Below are 22,183 nucleotides of genomic sequence, written 5' to 3'. Positions count from 1 at the left end.
ACCATGCCCTTATAGGGCTAGAGCAAACCACCCGTTTTACGGGTGGTCATGATTTGCAGATTCTCGCTAATAATTTTATTATGAAGGGAGAATTTAAAATGGCGTTAATTGATATTCGTAACTTAACATTTGAGTATCCAGGAAGTGTAGAACCTATTTTTAAAGACCTAAATTTACAATTAGATACAGAATGGAAATTAGGTTTTATAGGTAGAAATGGATATGGTAAAACAACTTTTTTAAAACTTTTGATGGATAAATATTCTTATGAAGGATTAATTATTAAACCAATTCCAATGTTTTATTTTCCTTTTTCTATTGAAGAGTATGATATTATGACTTTAGAATTATTAGATGCTTTGCAACCGGATTTGGAATTATGGAAATTGCAAAGAGAAATGAATTTATTGGAAGTAGATGAAGATACTCTTTATCGTTCATTTTCCACATTAAGTGGAGGTGAACAAACAAAAATACTATTGGCGTTACTATTTGCGGAGGAAGAAAGGTTTTTGTTAATAGATGAACCTACCAATCATTTAGATACCCATGGTAGAGAAGTAGTTGCAAAATATTTGCAGAAGAAGAAGGGATTTATACTGGTATCTCATGATAGGGATTTCATTAATAATATAGTAGATCATATACTAACAATAGAGAAGAGTAAGATCGTTCTTCAGAAAGGAACCTATGATACCTGGGAGAAAAATAAGAATTTAGAAGATCAATATGAGCTAGAACAAAATCAAAAATTAAGAAAAGAAATTAGGAGATTAAAGCAATCAGCAAGGGAAAAGGCTATTTGGTCCGATAAAGTTGAGGATACTAAAATTGGAGATGGACCTTGTGATAGAGGCTATATAGGTCATATGGCGGCAAAGATGATGAAGCGTTCTAAAACTATAGAAAAAAGATATGAGAAAGCTATAGAAGAAAAAAACAAACTACTAAAAAATATAGAAACTATAGAGTCTTTACAAATGGATGTAATTGAACATCATGCGAAATACTATATAAAAGCAGAAGATTTTACAATTGCATATGAAAATAACAATATTTTTAATCCTATGAAATTTACAATACAAAGCGGAGACTGTATTGTCTTTAGAGGTGATAATGGAACAGGTAAAAGTAGCATAATAAAGGCAATATTGGGAGAGGAAGTTCCTTGGAAAGGTAAGCTTGAGATTTCTAAGGGAATTGCCATCTCTTATGTCCCACAGAGATTCTCTTTTATTAGTGGAAATATAGATGAGTTTGTTCATGAAGAAAAATTAGATAAAACAAAATTTTTAACCATGTTGAGGAAGTTGGGATTTTCACGAAGCCAATTTGAAACTCCTATTGAAAATTTAAGTATGGGACAAAAGAAGAAAATATTTTTAGCTAAATCCATGTGTGAAGAAGCAAATTTATTTATTTGGGATGAGCCACTTAATTATATTGATGTAATTTCAAGAATTCAAATTGAGAATATGATTTTAGAATATTCCCCAACTATGATTTTAGTGGAGCACGATAAAAGGTTTATAGATAAAGTAGCTACTGATATTATAGAATTATAAATACAGCAATAAAGTTCAAACTTATAATTTTATTAATAAATAATTTTTATTGAAAGCGGAGAGTAAAAAATACTTTTATACAGAATAGAGAAAGGATGTCAACAGATTATCTGTTAGACATCCTTTGGTCTATGCCAGAAGACATATAAATATAAGGTATAAAAAGGTTATAGAATATGTTATTGGTTGTATTCTGATTCCTATATTAAAATTTATCTAAATTATAGTTTCTAAAATATCATTGATAAAGAAATAAACCTACAATACCTGTTAGAATAATAATAGAGATTGGATTTGTTTTATACTTTCTTAGTAAAAATAAAGAAATAATGAATACAAAGATAGCAGTAATATTAAAATTAAGCATTTTGGCATCAGGCCATTGGGAGCCACAAAAGGTAATTAAAAGGATAGTAAATGTAGAGGAAATAATAAGTCCAACAGAAATTGATCGTAGTCCTTTCAATATACTGGAAATGATATCTATATCTTTATGTTTCTTGAAGAACTTGTATAAGATAATAGAAAGAATAAACCCAGATATAATACATCCTAAGGTGGCTACTATAGCTCCAAATATACCTGCAATACGCATTCCCACAAAAGTTGAAGCATTAACTGCTAAGGGACCAGGAGTCATTTGTGAGATTGTAATAATATCAGTGAATTCTTTCAAAGTAAGCCAATGATGCAAATCAACTACTTGTTCCTGTATTAATGGTATTGTAGCATAACCTCCACCGATACTAAATAAACCAATCTGTAAAAAACTAACTAACAAAATAACTATATTTTTAGTCATAGCCCGCCCCTCCTTTCTTGGTTTTCAAATAAGTCTGTATAAAACATAGAAATGAACAGAAAATAATAATTAAAATAACATTGATATTTAAAAAGAAGCTAGCAAAAAATGAAGCAGGGACGATTAATGTTAATAACCAATTTTTTTCATCTAAAATTCCTTTACTCATATCAATGAGTAAATTCACAATAGTAGCCGCAACACCTGCCTCCATTCCTTTTAGGATAGAAGAAATAATTCTATTATCTCGAAATACGCTATAGCAAGAAGAGATAACAGATAAAATAAGTAAGGGGGGTAGGACTGCTCCGATACAACAGATGATTGCACCTATAATTCCAGCAATACGATAACCTACTAATACAGAAATATTAACTGCAATTGCACCAGGTGTTGATTGGGAAATGGCTGCCATATCTAATAGCTCCTGTTCATTAATTAATTTTAAATTATTTACGAAATATTTCTGGATCATAGGTATAACAACATATCCACCTCCAAAGGTAAATGCACTTATAGAAAACATTATTTTAAATAATGAAAAATAAAGTTTTAGCTTATTAGATTTCATAATGATAAAATTCTCCTTCATATATAAATTATAGATCTTCTATATTATATCCTATGGAAATATCATAAGTAAAATAGTATAATATTATGATAAACATAACTGATTAGTAATGAGAGGGATTTATATGAATTTGAGACATTTGCGTATATTTAAAGCTGTATGCGAAGAAGAGAGTATTACAAAGGCATCTGAAAAGCTGTTTATGACGCAGCCGGCAGTTTCTCATGCAATCAATGAGCTAGAATCCTATTTAGGTATTTGTCTATTTGACAGAATTTCTAGGAGACTTTATCTAAATGAAACAGGTAAATTATTTTTAGCAAAGGTAATAAAGCTTTTAGATTTGTATGATGATTTGGAACAAAACTCTAAAGAATTAGAGGATAATGCGACTATCAAGATTGGGTCAAGTATAACTATTGCCAGCTTTATCTTACCTAAGGTAATAGCAAATTTCGAAGCGGTTTGCAATAATACTTCCACAAAGGTTATAATTGATAATGCTAGAAATATCGAAAATATGCTGCTTAATAATGAAATTGATTTAGGATTGATTGAAGGGGTTATCTATAAGGAGGAGTTAATGAGAATTCCATTTTCAAATTATGAGTCAGCAGTAATTTGTTCACCTCAACATAAATTTGCTCTAGAAAAATCGATAGATGTTAATTCATTAATAAAGGAAAGGCTATTGCTGAGAGAAAAAGGCAGTGCCATTCGTGATGTTTTTGACAGTGCATTATTATTACATAACATAACTATAAACCCGGAGTGGACCAGTGTAAATTCACAAGCTTTAATTTATGCAGTAAAACAAAATTTAGGAATAAGTGTGCTTCCCAAAATATTAGTGGAAAGAGAACTTATCAATGGAGAGATTCTTGAAGTAAAAGTAAATGATTTAGAATTAGCAAGTGTAAATCACATTGTACTCCATAAAGATAAGATCCAAACTAAGAATTATAAAATACTAATTGAAATAATAAGGAATAAAGGAAATGACAAATAGACTATCTTTACTAAAGCTTATTCATAAGATAGTCATACTCGATAGGTTTTTGTCGTCTTGAAAAAGTAGTAAATAAGTGAAAAAAGATAGGAATAGATCCAATGATAAATAGAGAATATTATTAATGGTATATCAATTATTAATCATCCTAACTTTAAAATTATAAGCATATCTTGTATAATAGTATAATGTTGAAATATTTATAAGAAGGTCAGGGAATAAAATGAAAAGAATAAATGAGATTTTCAATGATTATGAGGCAAAGGGCAATATAAATACTGCAACAGTAGAAGGCGTAGTCTTAAGAAAAGATGATAAGACATTGGAAATGAAAATTAGAACCGATAAATATATTGAAATTAGAGAAATCGAAGGACTTAATGATTTTATAAAGGAAAGATTTTCATTAAATGATTCTAAAATTATTGTAGAGTATGCTGAGGAAATTGATAAAATGCCTATAGAAGAGGAATTAAGAGATATTATATTTGCCATGTCAGATAAATATCCTGTATTAAATGCAATTAAAAACAATTGTGAATTTGAAGTATTTGAAAATACCATTAATTTAAATTTTAAAATCCCAGCATCAAATGTTTTAAGATCCATGGGCTATAATAGAAAAATCAGAAATACTATAAAAAAATTTTACGGAACAGAATATGAAATAAATTTTGTTGATAAAATATGCAATGAAGAGTTCAAAAGGCTGCAAGAAGATGTATATTCAAATGAGATTATGCTAATTCAAAAAGAGGCTAAGATTACACAAAGTAACAATGATTTTAAATTTCCTAAAGAAACTGTAAAGAAACAGGAAATGAAAGTAGAAACTAATGGTAAAAAGAATGACCCATTCCTAATATTAGGTAGAAGCTCTAAAATTAAAGAAGCTATAACAAAGATCACTGACATTACACCATATGAAGGTAAGGTAGCAATAGAGGGTGAAATATCTAATATAGAATCTAGGGAGCTAAGAAGTGGGAAAATTCTAGTGTCTTTTGATTTATATGATGGGTCAAGTTCCATAACATGTAAGTCCTTTATAAAAGGTGATGATATTGAGGTATTAGATAAGATTAAAAAAGCCAAAGGTGTTAGACTTTCTGGGAATGCAGCTTATAGCAATTTTTCTGGCGAAGTTGAGATTATTGCTAATACTATAATAGAAACAGAAGGAATAAAGAAGGCTAAAAGAGATGATTATGCAGAGGTGAAGAGGGTAGAGCTTCATATGCATACACAAATGAGTCAGATGGATGCTATGACTAGTGCCACTGATTTAATTAATAGAGCCATGAGTTGGGGAATGAAATCCATTGCCATAACAGATCATGGAGTGGTGCAGGCCTTTCCTGAAGCACATAAGCTTTTAGGAAGAGATAATCCGGATATGAAAGTTATATATGGGGTAGAAGCTTACTTGACACCAGATAAAAAGCCCTCTGTAACAAAGCCTAAAGGACAGAGTATTGATACTATATATTGTGTACTTGATTTAGAGACCACAGGCTTTTCGGCAGCAACAGAAAAAATTACTGAAATAGGAATTATGAAACTAAAAGATGGAGTAGTAATAGATAAGTTTAGTACATTTGTAAATCCTGAAAAGTCTATTCCACAAAGGGTTGTGGAGGTTACCAATATAACTGATGATATGGTTAAAGATGCAGAAACTATAGATAAGATTTTTCCTAAAATGTTAGATTTTATTAATGGTAGTGTGTTAGTTGCACATAACGCTGATTTTGATATAAATTTTTTAAGACATAATGCAAAGGTATTGGGATATGAATTTGACTTTACATATATAGATACCTTATCCTTAGCTCGAGAAGTCTTTCCTGATTTTAAAAGCTATAAATTGGGAAGAATAGCTAAAAACCTTGGTATAAAGGTTGAAGTTGCCCATAGGGCCTTAGACGATGTAGATACCACTGTAAAGGTATTTAATATTATGCTTGAAAAGTTAAAGGAACTGGGAGCCGAAACCCTTGAGGATATAGATAGATATGCTGCTAGTGAGGAATCTAAGAAGGAGGAATATAAAAAGCTTAAAACCTATCATGCTATAATACTTGCAAAGAATTATATTGGATTAAAGAATTTATATAAGCTTGTATCCTATTCTCATTTAGATTATTTTTATAAGAGACCACGTATTTTAAAGAGCCTCTATAAAAAATATTCTGAGGGATTAATTCTTGGCAGTGCATGTAGTGAAGGGGAACTTTATCAATCAATACTCTTAGGAAAACCCGAGGAGGAAATTGAATCAATCGCAAAGGAATACGACTATTTAGAAATTCAGCCTTTAGGAAATAATGATTATTTAATAAGAAATGAGCAAGTGGAAAATATAGAAAGCTTAAAAGAAATCAATAGAAAGATTGTACGTCTTGGGGAGAAATTAAACAAACCTGTAGTTGCTACTGGAGATGTTCACTTCTTAGACCCTGAGGATGAGATATATAGACGTATATTGGAAACAGGTCAAGGATATAAAGATGCAGACAATCAAGCTCCTTTGTATTTAAAGACTACAGAGGAAATGCTTGAGGAATTTTCATACTTAGGAAGGGAAAAGGCTTATGAGGTTGTGGTTACAAATACTAATATGATTTCTGATATGTGTGAACAAATTAGTCCCATTTCATCAGAAAAGGCCACTCCGCATATAGAAGGCTGTGAGCAGACTATTCGAGATATTACTTATGGAAAGGCTCATGAGCTCTATGGAAATCCATTACCTGAAATTGTTCAAGAGAGGCTTGATAGGGAGTTAGATTCCATTATAAAGAACGGATTCTCAGTAATGTACATTATCGCACAAAAGCTGGTATGGAAATCCAATGAGGATGGTTACCTTGTAGGATCTAGGGGCTCCGTCGGTTCATCTGTTGTAGCGTATATGACTGGTATAACAGAAGTAAATGCTTTGCCACCTCATTATAGGTGTTCAAAATGCAAACATTCGGATTTTACAGATTATGGCTATAAATTAGGCTTTGATTTACCTGATAAGATGTGTCCAGTTTGCGGAGAAAATTTAACTAAAGATGGAATAGATATACCTTTTGAAACCTTCTTAGGCTTTAATGGGGATAAAGAGCCAGATATAGATTTAAACTTTTCGGGAGAATATCAGGCAAAGGCTCATAGGTATACGGAAGTTATCTTTGGAAAGGGTACAACTTTTAAGGCGGGTACTATAGGTACCATTGCAGAAAAAACAGCCTTCGGCTATGTGAAGAAATATTTTGAGGAGAAAAACATAACAGCAAATAAAGCAGAAATTCTTCGAATCTCAAAAGGTTGTACAGGTATTAAAAGGACTACAGGTCAGCATCCTGGGGGAATAATAGTTGTGCCAAAGGGGCGAGAAATCTTTGAATTCTGTCCAGTTCAGCATCCTGCTGATGATCCAAATTCAGATATTATAACAACTCACTTTGATTATCACTCTATTGACGAGAATTTACTAAAACTGGATATATTAGGGCACGATGACCCCACAGTTATAAGAATGCTCCAAGATATTACTGGAGTAGATCCGCAAAAGATACCTATGGATGATAAAAAGACCATGTCCATATTTTCATCTACTGAGGCTTTGGGAGTAACGCCAGAACAGATAAATTCCAAGGTAGGAACATTTGGTATTCCTGAATTTGGTACTAGATTTGTAAGGGGAATGCTATTAGATACAATGCCAAAAACTTTTATGGATTTAATATGTATATCTGGACTTTCCCATGGTACTGACGTATGGCTGGGAAATGCTAAAGATTTAATTGATTCAGAAATAATTGTCAGCATAAGTGAAGCTGTATGTACTAGAGATGATATTATGGTTTATCTTATTAAAAAAGGCTTACCACCAAATACTGCCTTTAAGATAATGGAAACAGTTCGTAAGGGGAAGGCTTTAAAAGATCCAAAATGGCCAGAGTATGAGAATTTGATGAGGGAGTTTGATGTACCAGAATGGTATATTAATTCATGTAAAAAGATAAAGTATATGTTCCCCAAGGCCCATGCTGCAGCCTATGTAATGATGGCCTTCAGAATAGCATGGTTTAAGGTTTATATCCCTAAGGCGTATTATGCAGCATACTTTTCGATTAGAGCAAAAGCCTTTGATGCAGAATTTATGATATTTGGTAAAGAAAAGGTTAAGGAAAAGATGAAGGAAATTGAATTGTTGGGTAATGATGCTGCTCCTAAGGATAAGGACATGTACGATGACTTGGAATTGGTTTTGGAGATGTACGAAAGGGGAATTAAATTCCTGCCTATTGATTTATATAAATCTCATGCAACAAAATTTCTGGTTGAGGGAGAGTATTTAAGACCGCCTATAAACAGTATCCCTGGAATGGGAACTGTCGCTGCTGAAGGTATATATAATGCAGCCCAGGAAGAACCTTTCAGCTCCATAGAAGATTTAAGGAAACGTGCTAAGATTGGAAATGCTGCGATAGACTCATTAAAAAAGTTTGATTGTTTAAAAGAACTTCCTGAAAGTGATCAAATAAGCTTTTTTGATGTAGGCTAACGACTCTGTTATGTAGCAATTATATTAAAGTGAAAGATCATAAGCTTAACAATTAAGTTTATGGTCTTTTTATTTTATCTTAATATCCACCGTCTCCATTGGGCATAATATCCAATATCAATAAACATAAAGGATAGTGATATTATGAATAGATTAGGAAATGAAAAATCACCATATTTACTTCAACATAAAGACAATCCAGTAGATTGGCATCCTTGGGGAAAAGAAGCTTTTGAAAAGGCTAAGGAGGAGGATAAACCAATATTTTTATCCATAGGATATAGCACATGCCATTGGTGTCATGTAATGAATCGTGAATCATTCCAAGACGAAGAAGTTGCAGAAGTACTAAATAAATACTTTATTTCAATAAAAGTAGACAGAGAAGAAAGACCAGATATTGATAAGGTATATATGACATTTTCTGAAGCCATGACTGGATCTGGCGGATGGCCGCTTAATATATTAGCAACACCAGAAGGAAAACCTTTTTTTGTGGGGACATATTTTCCTAAGAGAACTAGAAGCAGGATGACAGGGATAATTGATTTAATTAATAAAATCAATAGACTATGGAAAAATGATAAAGATAAGGTATTGGAAGAATCAGAATATATCTTAGAAGAAGTAAAGAAAAGATATCTAGTAAATGAAACAGGAAATATAAAAGAGACAGTGAATAATGATGCAAAAGAAGGATTAATGAGAATATTTGATGAAAAAAATGGTGGATTTGGGTCTTATCCCAAATTCCCTATGCCACAATATCTATGGTTTCTCTTAGAACATAGTAGAAAAAATAACTATAAAGAAGCTTTGAAAATAACAGAGGTTACTCTAGAAAAAATGTATAAAGGAGGCATTTTTGACCATATAGGATACGGCTTCTATAGATATTCCGTAGATGAAAAGTGGTTAATACCTCATTTTGAAAAAATGCTCTATGACAATGCACTATTAGGAATTGTCTATACAAGAGCATATGAGATAACCGGAAAATCATTATATAAAGAAGTGGCAGAAAAGATATATGCCTTTGTAATAAGAGATATGTCATCTATAGAAGGAGGATTTTATTCAGCATTAGATGCAGAATCAGAAGGAGAAGAGGGAAAGTTTTATATATTTGACTATGATGAAATACTAAATGTCTTGGGAAAGGAGATAGGAGAATTATATTCTAAGTACTATAATATTACAGAAGAAGGAAATTTTGAAGGCTCCAATAACCCTAATCTAATTTTACATGATTTGAATGAGATATCAGAGTTGGATAGATCAAATCTTGATAAAGCTAATAAGATACTCTTTGAATACAGAAATAAAAGAATTAAACCCCATAGAGATGAAAAAATATTAACTTCATGGAATGGTTTAATGATAGCTAGTTTAGCACATGCAGCTCAAATATTTAATAATGAAGACTACAGTAAAATAGCTACAAAATCAGCAGATTTTATAATAGAAAACTCCATGGATAAGGAAGACCATTTATTATCGACTTATATAAATGGAGAAGGCTATAATGTTGGTTTTTTAGAAGACTATTCATTCTTTATATATGGATTACTTGAGCTATTTGAAGCAACAAATGATAATAAATATTTAGACCTAGGGGTAAGATTAACTGAAGATATGATAAAACTCTTCGGAGATACGAAAGATGGAGGATTATTTTTCTATAGCAATATATCAGAACAGTTAATAATGCGACCAAAGGATGTTTATGATGGTGCTATACCATCTGGTAATTCCATGGCTATAATGAGTTTATTTAAACTATACAATTTAACTAAAGAAGAAAAATATAAAAAGATTGCCAATAAAATACTCTATGCCTTTGGAGACGATATAAACAATAATCCACTTTCACACCTATATTCGGTAATTGCAATAGAACAAAGATAGAAATAAATGGAGATAAGAAGTCTGCAAATAATTCCTATCTCCAAATTTTAAATAATTCCTAATGAGTTTAAAAATACAATTAATAGAAGTAGTGGTGAAATATATTTTAAAACAAAGTAATAGATAGTAATAGTTTTTGAGTTGCTTAACTTATTATTATTTGATAACTCATCTAATACGCTATCTTTGCTAACAAAATAACCAACAAAAATTGCTATTAAGAGTCCTCCAACTGGTAGAATAATATTAGATGATATATAGTCAAATAAATCAAAAAAGTTTTTTCCCAAGATCGTTACATGTCCAAAAATACTACTAGAATGTACAGTTAAGGCACCTACTATAAACGTAGATAATGATACAATAATAACTGAATATTTCCTTTTAATATTCCATTTCTCCGTGATAAAGGCAATAGGAACCTCTGCCATTGATAAGGAAGCAGTAGTAGCCGCAATGGATGCTAGAATAAAAAAAGCAATAATTAGTAGATTACCAAATGGGATATGTGAAAACACTAAAGGTATAGTATTAAATAATAGACTAGGTCCTGAATTTGGTCTCATTCCAAAGGTGAATACTACCGGAAATATTGCAATTCCAGCTAATAGAGAAACAAATGTATCTGATAATGCAACTTTAGCAGATGTATGAATTAAATTATTATCTTCTGTAAAATAACTTCCATAAGTGATCATGGTTCCCATCCCAAGAGAGAGCTTAAAAAATGCCAAACCTAGTGCAGAAAGAATAACAGATGGATTTATTTTTGAAAAGTCTATTTTAAATAGAAAGTTAAAACCTGCTTTAGCTCCTGGTAATGTTAGGGCTCTTATACAAGAGATTACTAGGAGAACAAATAACACAGGCATAAGAGTCTTTGTTATTCTTTCAATTCCATTTTTGACTCCACCAATTAATATTAGTGCAACAACCAAAATGGAAATTCCTTGCCATATAATAGGAGAATATAGACTTTCAGTAGTAGTTAAGAATTGATTCTCTACTATATTTGTTGCTTGCTCAAAAGAAAAATTAGAAAGATTTGAAAAAGCACCATTTATAGCTTTAAATACATATGAATATACCCATCCAGCAACAGCACTATAATAGAACATAATCAAAAATGCAGCAGCTACTCCAAAATAGCCAATAATCTTCCATTTTGGGTTTGCTTTAAGCTTAGTGAAGGCAGAGACTGCATTACTTCTAGATTTTCGTCCTATATAAAATTCAGATACCATTACTGGCATACCAACTAATAATATGGATAAAAAGTAAATTAATACAAAGGCTCCGCCACCGTTTTCGCCTACAAGGTAAGGAAATTTCCAAATATTACCTAATCCTACTGCTGAGCCAAGTGTTGCAAAAAATACTGCTAATCCGGATGAAAATGTTTCTCGTTTTTTATTTGTGGAGACTGATTCGTTATTTGGTTTTTTCATCTTTAGTTCCTCCTATATGAGTTTTGCCAATAGTACATTTGATATAAGGAATATTGTAATATTAATCTTAATTTACGTCAATAATTAAATTTTACCTAATTACTTAGGTAAAACATCATTTAAATAAAGTTGTGATAAATTTTAACAGATTTAAATCTTATAATCAATAATACTTGACACCATAAGTTCACTAGCCTATTATATATAATAAAGTGATAAAGAAAGAAAGAAGGGGAACAAATGACAAATAAAATACCTACTAGAGAGGAAGCTTTAGAATTATTTAAAAAATATAATAAATCGGATAGTCTGCTTCGCCATGCTTTAGCAGTTGAAGGAACAATGAAGCATTTTGCTGAAATTTTCAATGAACCAGATGTAGAGAAATGGACCATAGTAGGCCTTATTCATGACTTAGACTATGAAATGTATCCAGAGGAACATTGTATAAAGGTGCAAGAAATTCTCAGAGAAGAAGGATATCCAGAGGATTATATAAGAGCAGTAGCAAGTCATGGATTTGGAATATGCTGTGATATAGAACCTGTTGAAAAAATGGAAAAGGTGTTATATGCTATTGATGAACTTACTGGACTTATTACAGCAGTAGCACTTCTCCGTCCTAGCAGATCTGTATTAGATTTAGAGCCAAAGTCTGTAAAGAAAAAATGGAAAGATAAAGCTTTTGCGGCAGGAGTAGACAGATCTGTTATTGAAAAAGGTATAGAGATGTTAGGGATGGAAAGAGATGATGTAATTAGAGAAACTATCCTCGCTATGAGAAAAGTGGCGGAGGAAATAGGCTTAAAAGGAGAACTATAAATTTAAAAACCCAGTATTTACTGGGTTTTATTATGCTATAATTAGGGTAACAAATAGTATAAAGAAATATATAATAAGGAGACAGTATATGATAAGAGATTTAAAGGATAAGAAAACTAATATACATCCAGAAGCATTTATTGCTGAGACAGCAGATGTTTTAGGAGATGTAACCATAGGCGAAGGAAGCAGTATGTGGTATGGAGCAGTGGCACGTGGGGATATGAGCTATATAACTATTGGGAAATTCACCAATATACAAGATAATGCTACAGTACATGTAGATACCAATACTCCTTGTGAAATCGGAGATTATACTACTATAGGACATAATGCAGTAGTTCATGGTTGTAAAATAGGCAATAATTGTTTAATTGGAATGGGATCAATAATTCTTAATGGGGCTGTTATTGGCGATAATTGTATAATAGCAGCCGGAGCATTGATTACAGAGGGAGCAGTTATACCATCTAATTCTTTAGTAATGGGTTCACCAGGAAAGGTTAGAAGGGAAGTAAGTAAAGAAGAAATAGAGACAGTAAAATATAATGCAGTTAGATACGAAGAATTATGGAGAAATGAACATTTATAACAAGAATATATTTATATTAGAGGATATATTGACTAAGAAATTTCTAGATCAATATATCCTTTTTAATTTATTCAATTGATAATTTGTGACTGGGTTAGACCTTTTATCCTTTTTTTCGGTTCTATGATTTGTGAAATATGAATAACATATATCACAATAATTTTTTCTTAATCATTTTAATAAAATCAAGGGGGGATAATATGTTAACCAATCCAGTAGTATTATCAGTATTAGTTATGACTATCTTATGTTTATTAAAACTAAATGTATTAATCGCACTTATTCTAGCTGCTTTAACAGGCGGTGTATTATCAGGTATGTCATTAGGAGATACTATAGCTACTCTAATTGGTGGTATGGGTGGTAATGCGGAAACTGCGTTATCTTATATATTACTTGGAGCCTTAGCAGTAGCCATTGGTAAGACAGGAGTTGCAGATATATTAGCTAGAAAAATAGGAAAAATGGTTGAAGGGAGAAGAGCAATATTTGTATTGTTAATAGCTGGTGTAGCTTGTTTCTCACAAAATCTAATTCCAGTCCATATAGCTTTTATTCCAATACTAATACCACCATTAATTTCTGTTATGAATAAGTTGAAAATTGACAGAAGGGCTGTAGCATCAGCATTGACATTTGGCCTCAAGGCTCCTTATGTAATGCTTCCAGTAGGCTTTGGACTTATATTTCATAATATAATAAGAGACGCTTTAATAGATAATGGTATGAATGTGGAAACAAATATGGTTTGGAAGTCAATGTTACTTCCTGGTATAGGTATGATAATAGGATTATTTATTGCAGTATTAATAGCCTACAGAAAGCCGAGAGAATATAAAGATATTAAATTAGCTAAACCAGATATTAAGAACGAGGGGATGTCTAAGGAACATATAGGGGCTTTAATTGGGGCGATTGCAGCCTTTGCTATACAAATTATAACAAAGTCACTTCCACTTGGAGCTATAGCAGGTCTAGCAATAATGATGGGATTTGGTGCGTTTAAATGGAAAGAACTTGATGAAATGCTAAATGGTGGCATTTCACTAATGGGATTTATTGCCTTTGTAATGTTAGTTGCTTCTGGGTATGGTGCAGTTATTAGAGCCACTGGAGGAGTAGAATCTTTAGTAGAAGCTGCGGCAGGTATGATGGGGGGAAGCAAAGCCATAGCAGCGTTTATAATGTTATTCATTGGTCTAATAATTACCATGGGTATTGGAACTTCTTTTGGAACAGTTCCAATAATAGCTGCAATATTTGTTCCACTATGTATGACTTTAGGATTTAGTCCTGCCGCAACTATTTGCTTAGTAGGTACAGCTGGCGCATTGGGAGATGCTGGATCTCCGGCTTCTGATAGTACATTAGGACCTACGGCTGGATTAAATGTAGATGGACAGCATGACCATATTTGGGATACCTGTGTTCCTACGTTTATTCATTATAATATTCCATTATTGATATTTGGAACTATAGCAGCATTAATACTTTAATATGACTAAGGGGACAGGTTAACTGTCTCCTTTGCAATTATGGGAGGAATGGTTATGAAGAAGATAGTTTTGGAAATTGTCGTAACTAGTGATGGATGAGATAATATATAAAGATATTAATCTTTGTGAAGATATGATAAAAGCCGATATTTAGATAGAAATAATAGAACAAAGAATAGGCATATTAGATAACTAATTTAATTAAATAGTTATTAATAGATTTTATATGTTATAATATTATTTAAATTTTATATAAGAAAGGAATCGTTATATATGAATAGTTTTCCGACAATAGATGAGGTTCATCAGATCCTTGACGATATAGCAGAAGAATTACCAAAGGAGTTCTTCGATAAACTTAATGAGGGTATAATCCTTTTACCAGAATATAAACTTCATCCTGAGAGTAGAGATAGAGATAAATTATATATTATGGGAGAATATATCAAAAGTATAACAGGTAGAAGAATTGCGATATACTATGGCTCTTTTGAAAAGGTCTGTTATGGACTCTCTAGAGAAGAATTGTATGATAAGTTACAGGATACTCTATTACATGAATTCACTCATCATCTGGAATCCTTAGCAGGAGAAAAGGGATTGGAAATAAAGGATGCAGAAGATATGAGGAAATATAGGGGAAGGGAATAGAGTTGGTATTATAGAGAAATTTCATATATGAAATTTCTCTATAGGCGGAATAAGTTATGATTATATTTATAAACATATGAATTAAAGATGTCGATTAATATCGATGTTGTGGAATTAAAAAATCTTCTTAATTTATAGAAATGATAGTTGGTTAAAGGTACTTAATTAAAAACCCCTAGAATATTAACTATTCTAGGGGTAAAATATTTACTATTTTATAACGATATTTTCAGCTTGAAGACCTTTTTGTCCTTGAGCTACGTCAAATTCTACTTCTTGGCCTTCTTCTAAAGCTTTGAAACCTTCTTTTTGGATTTGTGAGAAGTGAGCGAAAACATCATTTCCGTCTTCTCCTGTAATAAATCCAAATCCTTTTTCTGCATTAAACCATTTTACTGTACCCTTCATAATGTGTACCTCCAAATTTTATTTCTTAAACTACTGTAATAAATTAATAATAAAATTTCTACACATGTATGCAAACTGCGAGTACCTATGGAAATATATATTATGTTACTTTTTACATTTAATTTAAGTTCTTATTAAGCATAGCATAACTGTTAACTAATAGCAAGGTATATTTAATAAATAAATATTACATCCTCTATTGATACTACAAAGGCATCTACAATACTATCAAAATATATTGAAGTAGCTGAGATTTCTAAATGTAATAGAAAGGCTCCATTAGGGACCTTTTCTACTTCATAGCTTTTTTAGCAAATTCAGTAGTCACTATTTTGTTATAATCAGCTCTTTCATCTAGTTCTCCTGCTAATTCCATTATGTCCATCATATGATTTAATCCATCTTCTGTAATGATTAAATCTGGTTTCCAAGAATCTTGATCTCTATACCTTTCTATTAAAGTTTTTAGAATTTCTTTATCAGTATCTGGGAATTGTGGCATTACAGCATTTGCAATTTCTTCACTACTATGTTCTTGAACCCAAACCATGCCTTTATATAGAGCATTTGTAAATTTTTGAATTATTTCTGGATTCTTTTCGATGTATTCTTTGGTCGCTGAGTAGCAGGTGTATGGAATATATCCTCCTTCTTTACCTATAGAAGCTACTACATATCCTCTGCCTTCTTTTTCTAATGTAGCTGCTACAGGTTCAAACAATGTTACATAGTCACCTTCTCCACCAACAAAAGCTCCCGCCATTACATCAAATTGTATGTCTGTTCTAACTTCAACATCTTTATCTAGTTCTAGACCATGACTTTTTATCACATATTCCAAAGTCATTTCAGGCATGCCACCTTTTCTGCCGCCGATTACAGTTTTACCTTTTAATTTATCAAATGTAAAATTATCATCTTTTTCTCTTCCTACTAAAAAAGAACCATCTCTTTGTGTCAATTGTGCAAAGTTAATTACATAATTATCTCTTCCTTGATTGTACACATATACAGATGCTTCAGGCCCCATAAATCCTATTTCTGCCTCATTACTTAATAATGCAGCCATAACTTTATCTGCACCTTTTCCGTTTATTAATTCGATCTTTAGCCCTTCTTCTTCAAAGAAGCCTTGAGTTATAGCTACATATTGTGGTGTATAGAATAGAGAGTGAGTTACCTCAACTAACCTAATATTTTTTAATTCAGCTTCTTTTTTACATCCAGTTAATCCTAATGAGAGTATTAGTACTAGGATTAAAATAAAGGAAATCCTTTTAAAAAGCCCTGCCATCCTATCCCTCCTTACATAATATGGGTATACGAAACTATGATTTAATGTTATAATATTCTAAAATATAGTAAAGGTTACAAATTAGTTGTTAAAGGGGGAGTCGTATGAATATACCAAATATGTTAACGATTTTAAGAATATTACTTATTCCAGTTTATTTATACTTCTTTTATTCTAGTTTTCAAAAAAATATTTTATTTGCAGGACTGATATTTATTTTAGCTGGAATTTCTGATGTATTAGATGGATATATTGCAAGAAAGTATGATATGAGTACTAAACTCGGCATAGTGTTAGATCCTATTGCAGATAAATTGATGACATTTACCATTCTAATTAGTTTTACGACAAAGGGTATAATTCCAAGTTGGATATTGATTGCATTAGGAGTTAAGGAAATAATGATGATTTTAGGTGGAGCTATATTATATTTATTTAAAGGAAAACAGGTGATGCCTTCCAATAAATATGGTAAAATTGCAACCTTGTCTTTTTATGCAGCCACATTATCTATAGTGTTTAAATTTCCTGAATTAATTTCTACAGTTTTATTTTCTTTAACTGTAGCTTTAAATATTATTGCTTTTATCAATTATTTGATTATTTTTATGAAAGTGGAGCACAATACAGTTAATGATATAGTTGACAAATAAAAAATATGTATATATAATTAAATCAATAATTTTAGATTTGCTTTGATAAAGAAGAGTAGGTAAGTACCCTATACAGAGAGAGGATTCTAGGCTGAGAGATCCTAAGTTAAGTATTTACTGAAGGTAGCTTTTGAGCGTTCAAGCTGAAACTAAGTAAGCTTGAAGGGTTAAACCCTTATATTTATTTAAGAGTCATGGATATTTCCATGGAATTAAGGTGGTACCGCGAATTACCCTTCGTCCTTACAATTGTAAAGATGAAGGGTTTATTTATTGTCATTCTGAAATACTTCAAATTGTTTTTTAGGAAGCATTTTAGTGGTAGAACCCTATGTTTTAAGAGTTTTAATTGTGAATTGTGCATTGTAAATTGTGAATTGAATGAAGGAGGAGATAAAAATGTTAGAAAATTTACCAAAGACGTATAATCCTAAAGACTTTGAAGATAGACTTTATAAGTATTGGAATGATAATAATCATTTTGTAGCTCATGTTGATAAAACTAAGAAGCCATATACCATAATGATGCCGCCGCCAAATGTAACGGGTAGTCTTCATATGGGCCATGCACTAAATAATACTATTCAAGATGTTTTAACTAGATGGAAGAGAATGGAAGGGTATTCTGCACTTTGGCTGCCTGGTACAGACCATGCTAGTATATCAACTGAAGCGAAGGTAGTAGAAAAAATTAAGAAGGAAGGAAAATCCAAGGAAGAATTAGGACGTGAAGGATTCTTAGAAGAGGCTTGGGATTGGACCCATAAATATGGAAGTACAATCAAAAATCAGCTAAAGAAGTTAGGAGTTTCCTGTGATTGGACTAGAGATAGATTTACTTTAGATGAAGGTCTTAGCAAAGCAGTAGAAGAAGTATTTATTAGATTATACGATAAAGGCTTAATATATAGAGGAGATAGAATAATCAACTGGTGTCCTAACTGTAAGACAGCAATATCAGATGCAGAGGTGGAGCATGAAGATTCACAGGGACATATATGGCATATTAGATATCCTATTAAGGACAGTAATGAATATATAGTTATAGCAACTACTAGACCAGAGACTATGTTAGGAGACTTAGCTATTGCTGTTAATCCAGAGGATGAAAGGTATAAGGATGTAATAGGAAAGACTGCTATTCTACCTCTAATGAATAGAGAGATACCAATAATTGCTGATGATTATGTAGAAATGGAATTTGGTACAGGAGCAGTAAAAATTACTCCATCTCATGACCCTAATGATTTTGAAGTAGGAGAGAGACATGGACTTGGTCAGTATATAATAATGAATGAAGATGGAACTATTAGTAGCAATGGTGGAATATATGAAGGATTAGAAAGATATGATGCTAGAAAGAAAATAGTTGCTGATTTAGAATCACAAGGATATTTAGTAGAGACTAAGGAACATCAAAATGCAGTAGGACATTGTGAAAGATGTACTACAATAGTAGAGCCTCTTATTTCTAAACAATGGTTTGTAAAGATGGAGCCATTGGCTAAGCCGGCTTTAGAAGCATATAAGAATGGAGAAGTAAACTTTATACCTGAAAGATTTGGAAAGATTTATACTAACTGGCTAGAGGGTATTAGGGATTGGTGTATTTCCAGACAGTTATGGTGGGGACATAGACTACCAGTATACTATTGTGATGAGTGCGGAGAAATTATAGTATCTAGAGCTAAACCAGAGAAATGTACTAAATGTAACAGTACTCACTTGCATCAAGATACAGATACTTTAGATACTTGGTTTTCATCAGCTTTGTGGCCTTTCTCAACCCTCGGATGGCCTGAGAAGACAGAGGACTTAGAATATTTCTTCCCTACAGATGTACTAATTACAGGATATGATATTATATTCTTCTGGGTAGTTAGAATGGTATTCTCAAGTATTGAGCAGATGGGAGAAGTTCCATTTAAAGATGTATTCTTGACAGGACTAGTTCGTGACTCTCAAGGAAGGAAGATGAGTAAATCTCTAGGTAATGGTATAGACCCATTGGAGATAATCGATGAATATGGTGCAGATGCTTTAAGATTTACCTTAGTTACAGGAAATTCTCCAGGAAACGATATGAGATTCTACACCGAGAGAGTAGAAGCTAATAGAAATTTTGCTAATAAGCTGTGGAATGCTACTAGATTTGTCCTTATGAATCTTGAAGAAGATGTAGCTAAGGAAGAATTAAATTTAGATAGTTTAGAGGAAGAAGATAAATGGATATTATCTAGATTAAATTCTGTAGTTAAAGAAGCCACAGAAAATCTAGATAAATATGAAATAGGTATGGCTGCACAGAAAATATATGATTTTATTTGGGATGAATATTGTGATTGGTATATTGAAATGGTTAAATCAAGATTATATGGAGAAAATGAATCTAGTAAACAAACAGCTGAGAAAGTTCTATTATTTGTTTTAAAAGATATATTAAAGCTACTTCATCCATTTATGCCATTTATTACTGAAGAAATTTGGCAGCACTTACCAGATAATGATAAACCATTGATTTTAAGCTCTTGGCCAGTATATAAGGATGAACTAAATTTCCCTGAATCAGAAGAAGCTATTGAGTTTATTAAATCAGGAATAAAGGGTATAAGAAATGCTAGAGCTGAAATGAATATAGTACCTTCTAAAAAATCTACACAAATATTTGTAACAAAAAATGAAAAGATAAAGAATATCATTAATTATGGTCAAAGATATTTCTTAAATCTTGCATCCGCTGAAGAAATAGAAATAAGAGATACGAAAGATGGCATAGGTGAAGATAATATTTCAATAGTATTGGATAGATGTGAGGTGTTTTTACCTTTAAAAGATTTAATTGATTTTGAGAAGGAAATAGAAAGATTAGAGAAGGAAAAAGAAAAACTTGGAGGTGAAATAAAGAGAGTAGTAGGGAAATTATCTAATGAGGGCTTTGTAAAGAAGGCTCCTGAAAAAGTAGTAGCTGAAGAAAAAGAAAAACAAAAGAAATACGAAGAAATGCTTGAAAAGGTAATGGAGCGACTTGAAAGTATAAAAACTAATAGATAAAGTGGGGGTTAAAATGAAGTATCAAGAGGCTTTAGAATATATTAATGACAAGAATAAATATGGATCAAGACTTGGGCTAGATTCAATTGGTAAGCTTTTGAGTCTCTTAGGAAATCCTCAAGAAGGATTAAAATATATTCATGTAGGTGGAACAAATGGAAAAGGTTCCACCTCCTCCTATCTAGCTCATGCACTAGAATCTGGAGGATATAAGGTAGGCTTATTTACTTCACCTTATATAGAACGATTTAATGAACGGATTCAAATAAATGGACAAGACATACCAGATGAGACCCTTGGAAGGATAACTGGCCTTATTAAAGAAAAGGCTGATATCATGGTAGAAGAAGGCTTTGAGCACCCTACTACTTTTGAAATAGTTACTGCCATAGGCTTTATTTACTTTAAAGAAGAAAATGCAGACTATATAGTGTTAGAAGTAGGATTAGGTGGTAGATATGATTCTACTAATATCATTTCTTCACCATTAGCATCAGTTATCACAACTATAGATTATGATCACATAGATGTTTTAGGTGATACTTTAGATAAGATTGCTTATCAGAAAGCTGGTATAATAAAGAAAAATAGTATAGTAGTTTCCTATCCACAGGAAGAAGAGGCTTTGAAAATTATAAAAGAAGTATCAGATGAAATGAAAGCAGAGTTTCATCTATGTCCAATGGAGAATATTAAAGTAAAAGAGATTTCTGATGCTGGAGCTTGTTTTGATTTTCATTATGGAGAGATAAGTATGAAAGATATTAGTATCTCCATGTTAGGTGAATATCAGATATACAATGCTACTTTAGCCTTGACAACTTTATTGATTTTAAAGGAGAAAGGATTCGTAGATATTTCTGAAGAACAGATAAGGGAAGGTTTAATAAAGACCAAATGGCCTGGTAGACTTGAAGTTATGAAGAAAGATCCTATATTTTTAATTGATGGAGCTCATAATGTACAAGGTATTGCTCAATTAAAGAAAGCTATTAGTTTATTTAAGTATAATAAGCTGATTCTAGGTGTAGGAATATTAAAGGATAAAGATTCTTCTCATATGGTTGAATTACTAGCTCCTATTGCAGATAAAATTGTAGTTACAGAAGTTAATATGCCTAGGAAACTAGATGCAGAGGATTTAGCAGAAGAGATAGCCAAATATAATGAAAATGTTTTTGTAGAAAAAGATATAAAAAAGGCTATAGAAAAAACTTTAGAGTTATCAGAAAAAGATGATATGATAGTATTTGGCGGTTCTTTATATTTAATTGGAGAAGTAAGAACATTAATAAAACTACTGTAGCTTAGGCTCAGTAGTTTTTTAGATTTCACCAATATCTCACCTACTG

Annotated in this window: 16 protein-coding genes and 1 other annotated feature; of the genes, 11 read left to right on the top strand and 5 right to left on the bottom strand. The window is 31.7% G+C overall.

Annotated elements, in window-relative coordinates:
• On the top strand, positions 1 to 1,565 hold a 1,565-nt coding region (abc-f, locus tag RDK80_RS15250), incomplete at its 5' end, for a ribosomal protection-like ABC-F family protein (RefSeq protein WP_308524762.1).
• Positions 1,566 to 1,803: 238 nt separating this feature from the next.
• Here the strand turns inward: abc-f and RDK80_RS15245 are convergent.
• Together RDK80_RS15245 and RDK80_RS15240 are read right to left on the bottom strand one after the other, a co-directional pair.
• Positions 1,804 to 2,367, bottom strand: coding sequence for a chromate transporter (locus tag RDK80_RS15245; RefSeq protein ID WP_094903280.1), 564 nt, complete (start codon positions 2,365 to 2,367; stop codon positions 1,804 to 1,806).
• Positions 2,360 to 2,938, bottom strand: a complete 579-nt coding sequence (locus tag RDK80_RS15240) for a chromate transporter (protein WP_308524761.1) — start codon at positions 2,936 to 2,938, stop codon at positions 2,360 to 2,362. The genes RDK80_RS15245 and RDK80_RS15240 overlap by 8 nt, the downstream gene beginning before the upstream one ends.
• A 124-nt stretch (positions 2,939 to 3,062) precedes the next feature.
• On the opposite strand from RDK80_RS15240, the gene RDK80_RS15235 reads away from it, so the two are divergent.
• From RDK80_RS15235 to RDK80_RS15225, 3 genes are all read left to right on the top strand, one after another.
• Positions 3,063 to 3,947, top strand: a complete 885-nt coding sequence (locus RDK80_RS15235) for a LysR family transcriptional regulator (protein ID WP_308524760.1) — start codon at positions 3,063 to 3,065, stop codon at positions 3,945 to 3,947.
• Between the two features lie 223 nt (positions 3,948 to 4,170).
• Positions 4,171 to 8,508 carry a DNA polymerase III subunit alpha gene (polC, locus tag RDK80_RS15230; RefSeq protein ID WP_308524759.1) on the top strand — a complete coding sequence of 1,446 codons (4,338 nt, stop codon included), beginning with the start codon at positions 4,171 to 4,173 and terminating at the stop codon, positions 8,506 to 8,508.
• Between the two features lie 144 nt (positions 8,509 to 8,652).
• Positions 8,653 to 10,416, top strand: coding sequence for a thioredoxin domain-containing protein (locus RDK80_RS15225; protein ID WP_308524758.1), 1,764 nt, complete (start codon positions 8,653 to 8,655; stop codon positions 10,414 to 10,416).
• 47 nt (positions 10,417 to 10,463) lie between these two features.
• Here the strand turns inward: RDK80_RS15225 and RDK80_RS15220 are convergent, their stop codons facing one another.
• Positions 10,464 to 11,864 carry a sodium-dependent transporter gene (locus RDK80_RS15220; protein WP_094903298.1) on the bottom strand — a complete coding sequence of 467 codons (1,401 nt, stop codon included), beginning with the start codon at positions 11,862 to 11,864 and terminating at the stop codon, positions 10,464 to 10,466.
• 240 nt (positions 11,865 to 12,104) lie between these two features.
• Between RDK80_RS15220 and RDK80_RS15215 the strand changes: the two genes are divergently transcribed.
• The 4 genes from RDK80_RS15215 to RDK80_RS15200 all read left to right on the top strand — a co-directional run bounded on the left by RDK80_RS15215 (position 12,105) and on the right by RDK80_RS15200 (position 15,425).
• The gene (locus RDK80_RS15215) at positions 12,105 to 12,686 is read left to right on the top strand and encodes an HDIG domain-containing metalloprotein (protein ID WP_308524757.1); all 582 of its coding nucleotides are present in this window, start codon (positions 12,105 to 12,107) and stop codon (positions 12,684 to 12,686) included.
• A gap of 88 nt (positions 12,687 to 12,774) precedes the next feature.
• The gene (locus RDK80_RS15210; protein WP_308524756.1) at positions 12,775 to 13,278 is read left to right on the top strand and encodes a gamma carbonic anhydrase family protein; all 504 of its coding nucleotides are present in this window, start codon (positions 12,775 to 12,777) and stop codon (positions 13,276 to 13,278) included.
• A 200-nt stretch (positions 13,279 to 13,478) separates the two neighbouring features.
• Positions 13,479 to 14,774, top strand: coding sequence for a Na+/H+ antiporter family protein (locus RDK80_RS15205; protein WP_308524755.1), 1,296 nt, complete (start codon positions 13,479 to 13,481; stop codon positions 14,772 to 14,774).
• A 273-nt stretch (positions 14,775 to 15,047) separates the two neighbouring features.
• Entirely contained in the window at positions 15,048 to 15,425 is a 378-nt protein-coding gene (locus RDK80_RS15200; RefSeq protein ID WP_308524754.1) for a metallopeptidase family protein, read from the top strand.
• 210 nt (positions 15,426 to 15,635) lie between these two features.
• Here the strand turns inward: RDK80_RS15200 and RDK80_RS15195 are convergent, their stop codons facing one another.
• On the bottom strand, positions 15,636 to 15,833 hold the full coding sequence (locus RDK80_RS15195; protein WP_158220161.1) for a cold-shock protein: 198 nt from the start codon (positions 15,831 to 15,833) through the stop codon (positions 15,636 to 15,638).
• Between the two features lie 292 nt (positions 15,834 to 16,125).
• Positions 16,126 to 17,127 (bottom strand): ABC transporter substrate-binding protein, encoded by a 1,002-nt coding sequence (locus RDK80_RS15190; RefSeq protein WP_094903310.1) that lies wholly within the window; start codon positions 17,125 to 17,127, stop codon positions 16,126 to 16,128.
• Between the two features lie 104 nt (positions 17,128 to 17,231).
• Between RDK80_RS15190 and pgsA the strand changes: the two genes are divergently transcribed.
• From pgsA to RDK80_RS15175, 3 genes are all read left to right on the top strand, one after another.
• Positions 17,232 to 17,780 carry a CDP-diacylglycerol--glycerol-3-phosphate 3-phosphatidyltransferase gene (gene pgsA, locus RDK80_RS15185; RefSeq protein WP_308524753.1) on the top strand — a complete coding sequence of 183 codons (549 nt, stop codon included), beginning with the start codon at positions 17,232 to 17,234 and terminating at the stop codon, positions 17,778 to 17,780.
• Between the two features lie 33 nt (positions 17,781 to 17,813).
• Positions 17,814 to 18,028, top strand: a binding site (T-box leader).
• 151 nt (positions 18,029 to 18,179) lie between these two features.
• Positions 18,180 to 20,831 (top strand): valine--tRNA ligase, encoded by a 2,652-nt coding sequence (locus tag RDK80_RS15180; protein WP_308524752.1) that lies wholly within the window; start codon positions 18,180 to 18,182, stop codon positions 20,829 to 20,831.
• Positions 20,832 to 20,844: 13 nt separating this feature from the next.
• Complete coding sequence (locus RDK80_RS15175) at positions 20,845 to 22,137, top strand: folylpolyglutamate synthase/dihydrofolate synthase family protein (protein ID WP_094903316.1); 1,293 nt, start codon at positions 20,845 to 20,847, stop codon at positions 22,135 to 22,137.
• Positions 22,138 to 22,183: the final 46 nt, after the last annotated feature.

Origin of the sequence: uncultured Tissierella sp. (assembly GCF_902479755.1) — a bacterium.
GTDB lineage: Bacteria > Bacillota > Clostridia > Tissierellales > Tissierellaceae > Tissierella > Tissierella carlieri.
This window is presented reverse-complemented; position numbering and strand designations above follow the sequence as displayed.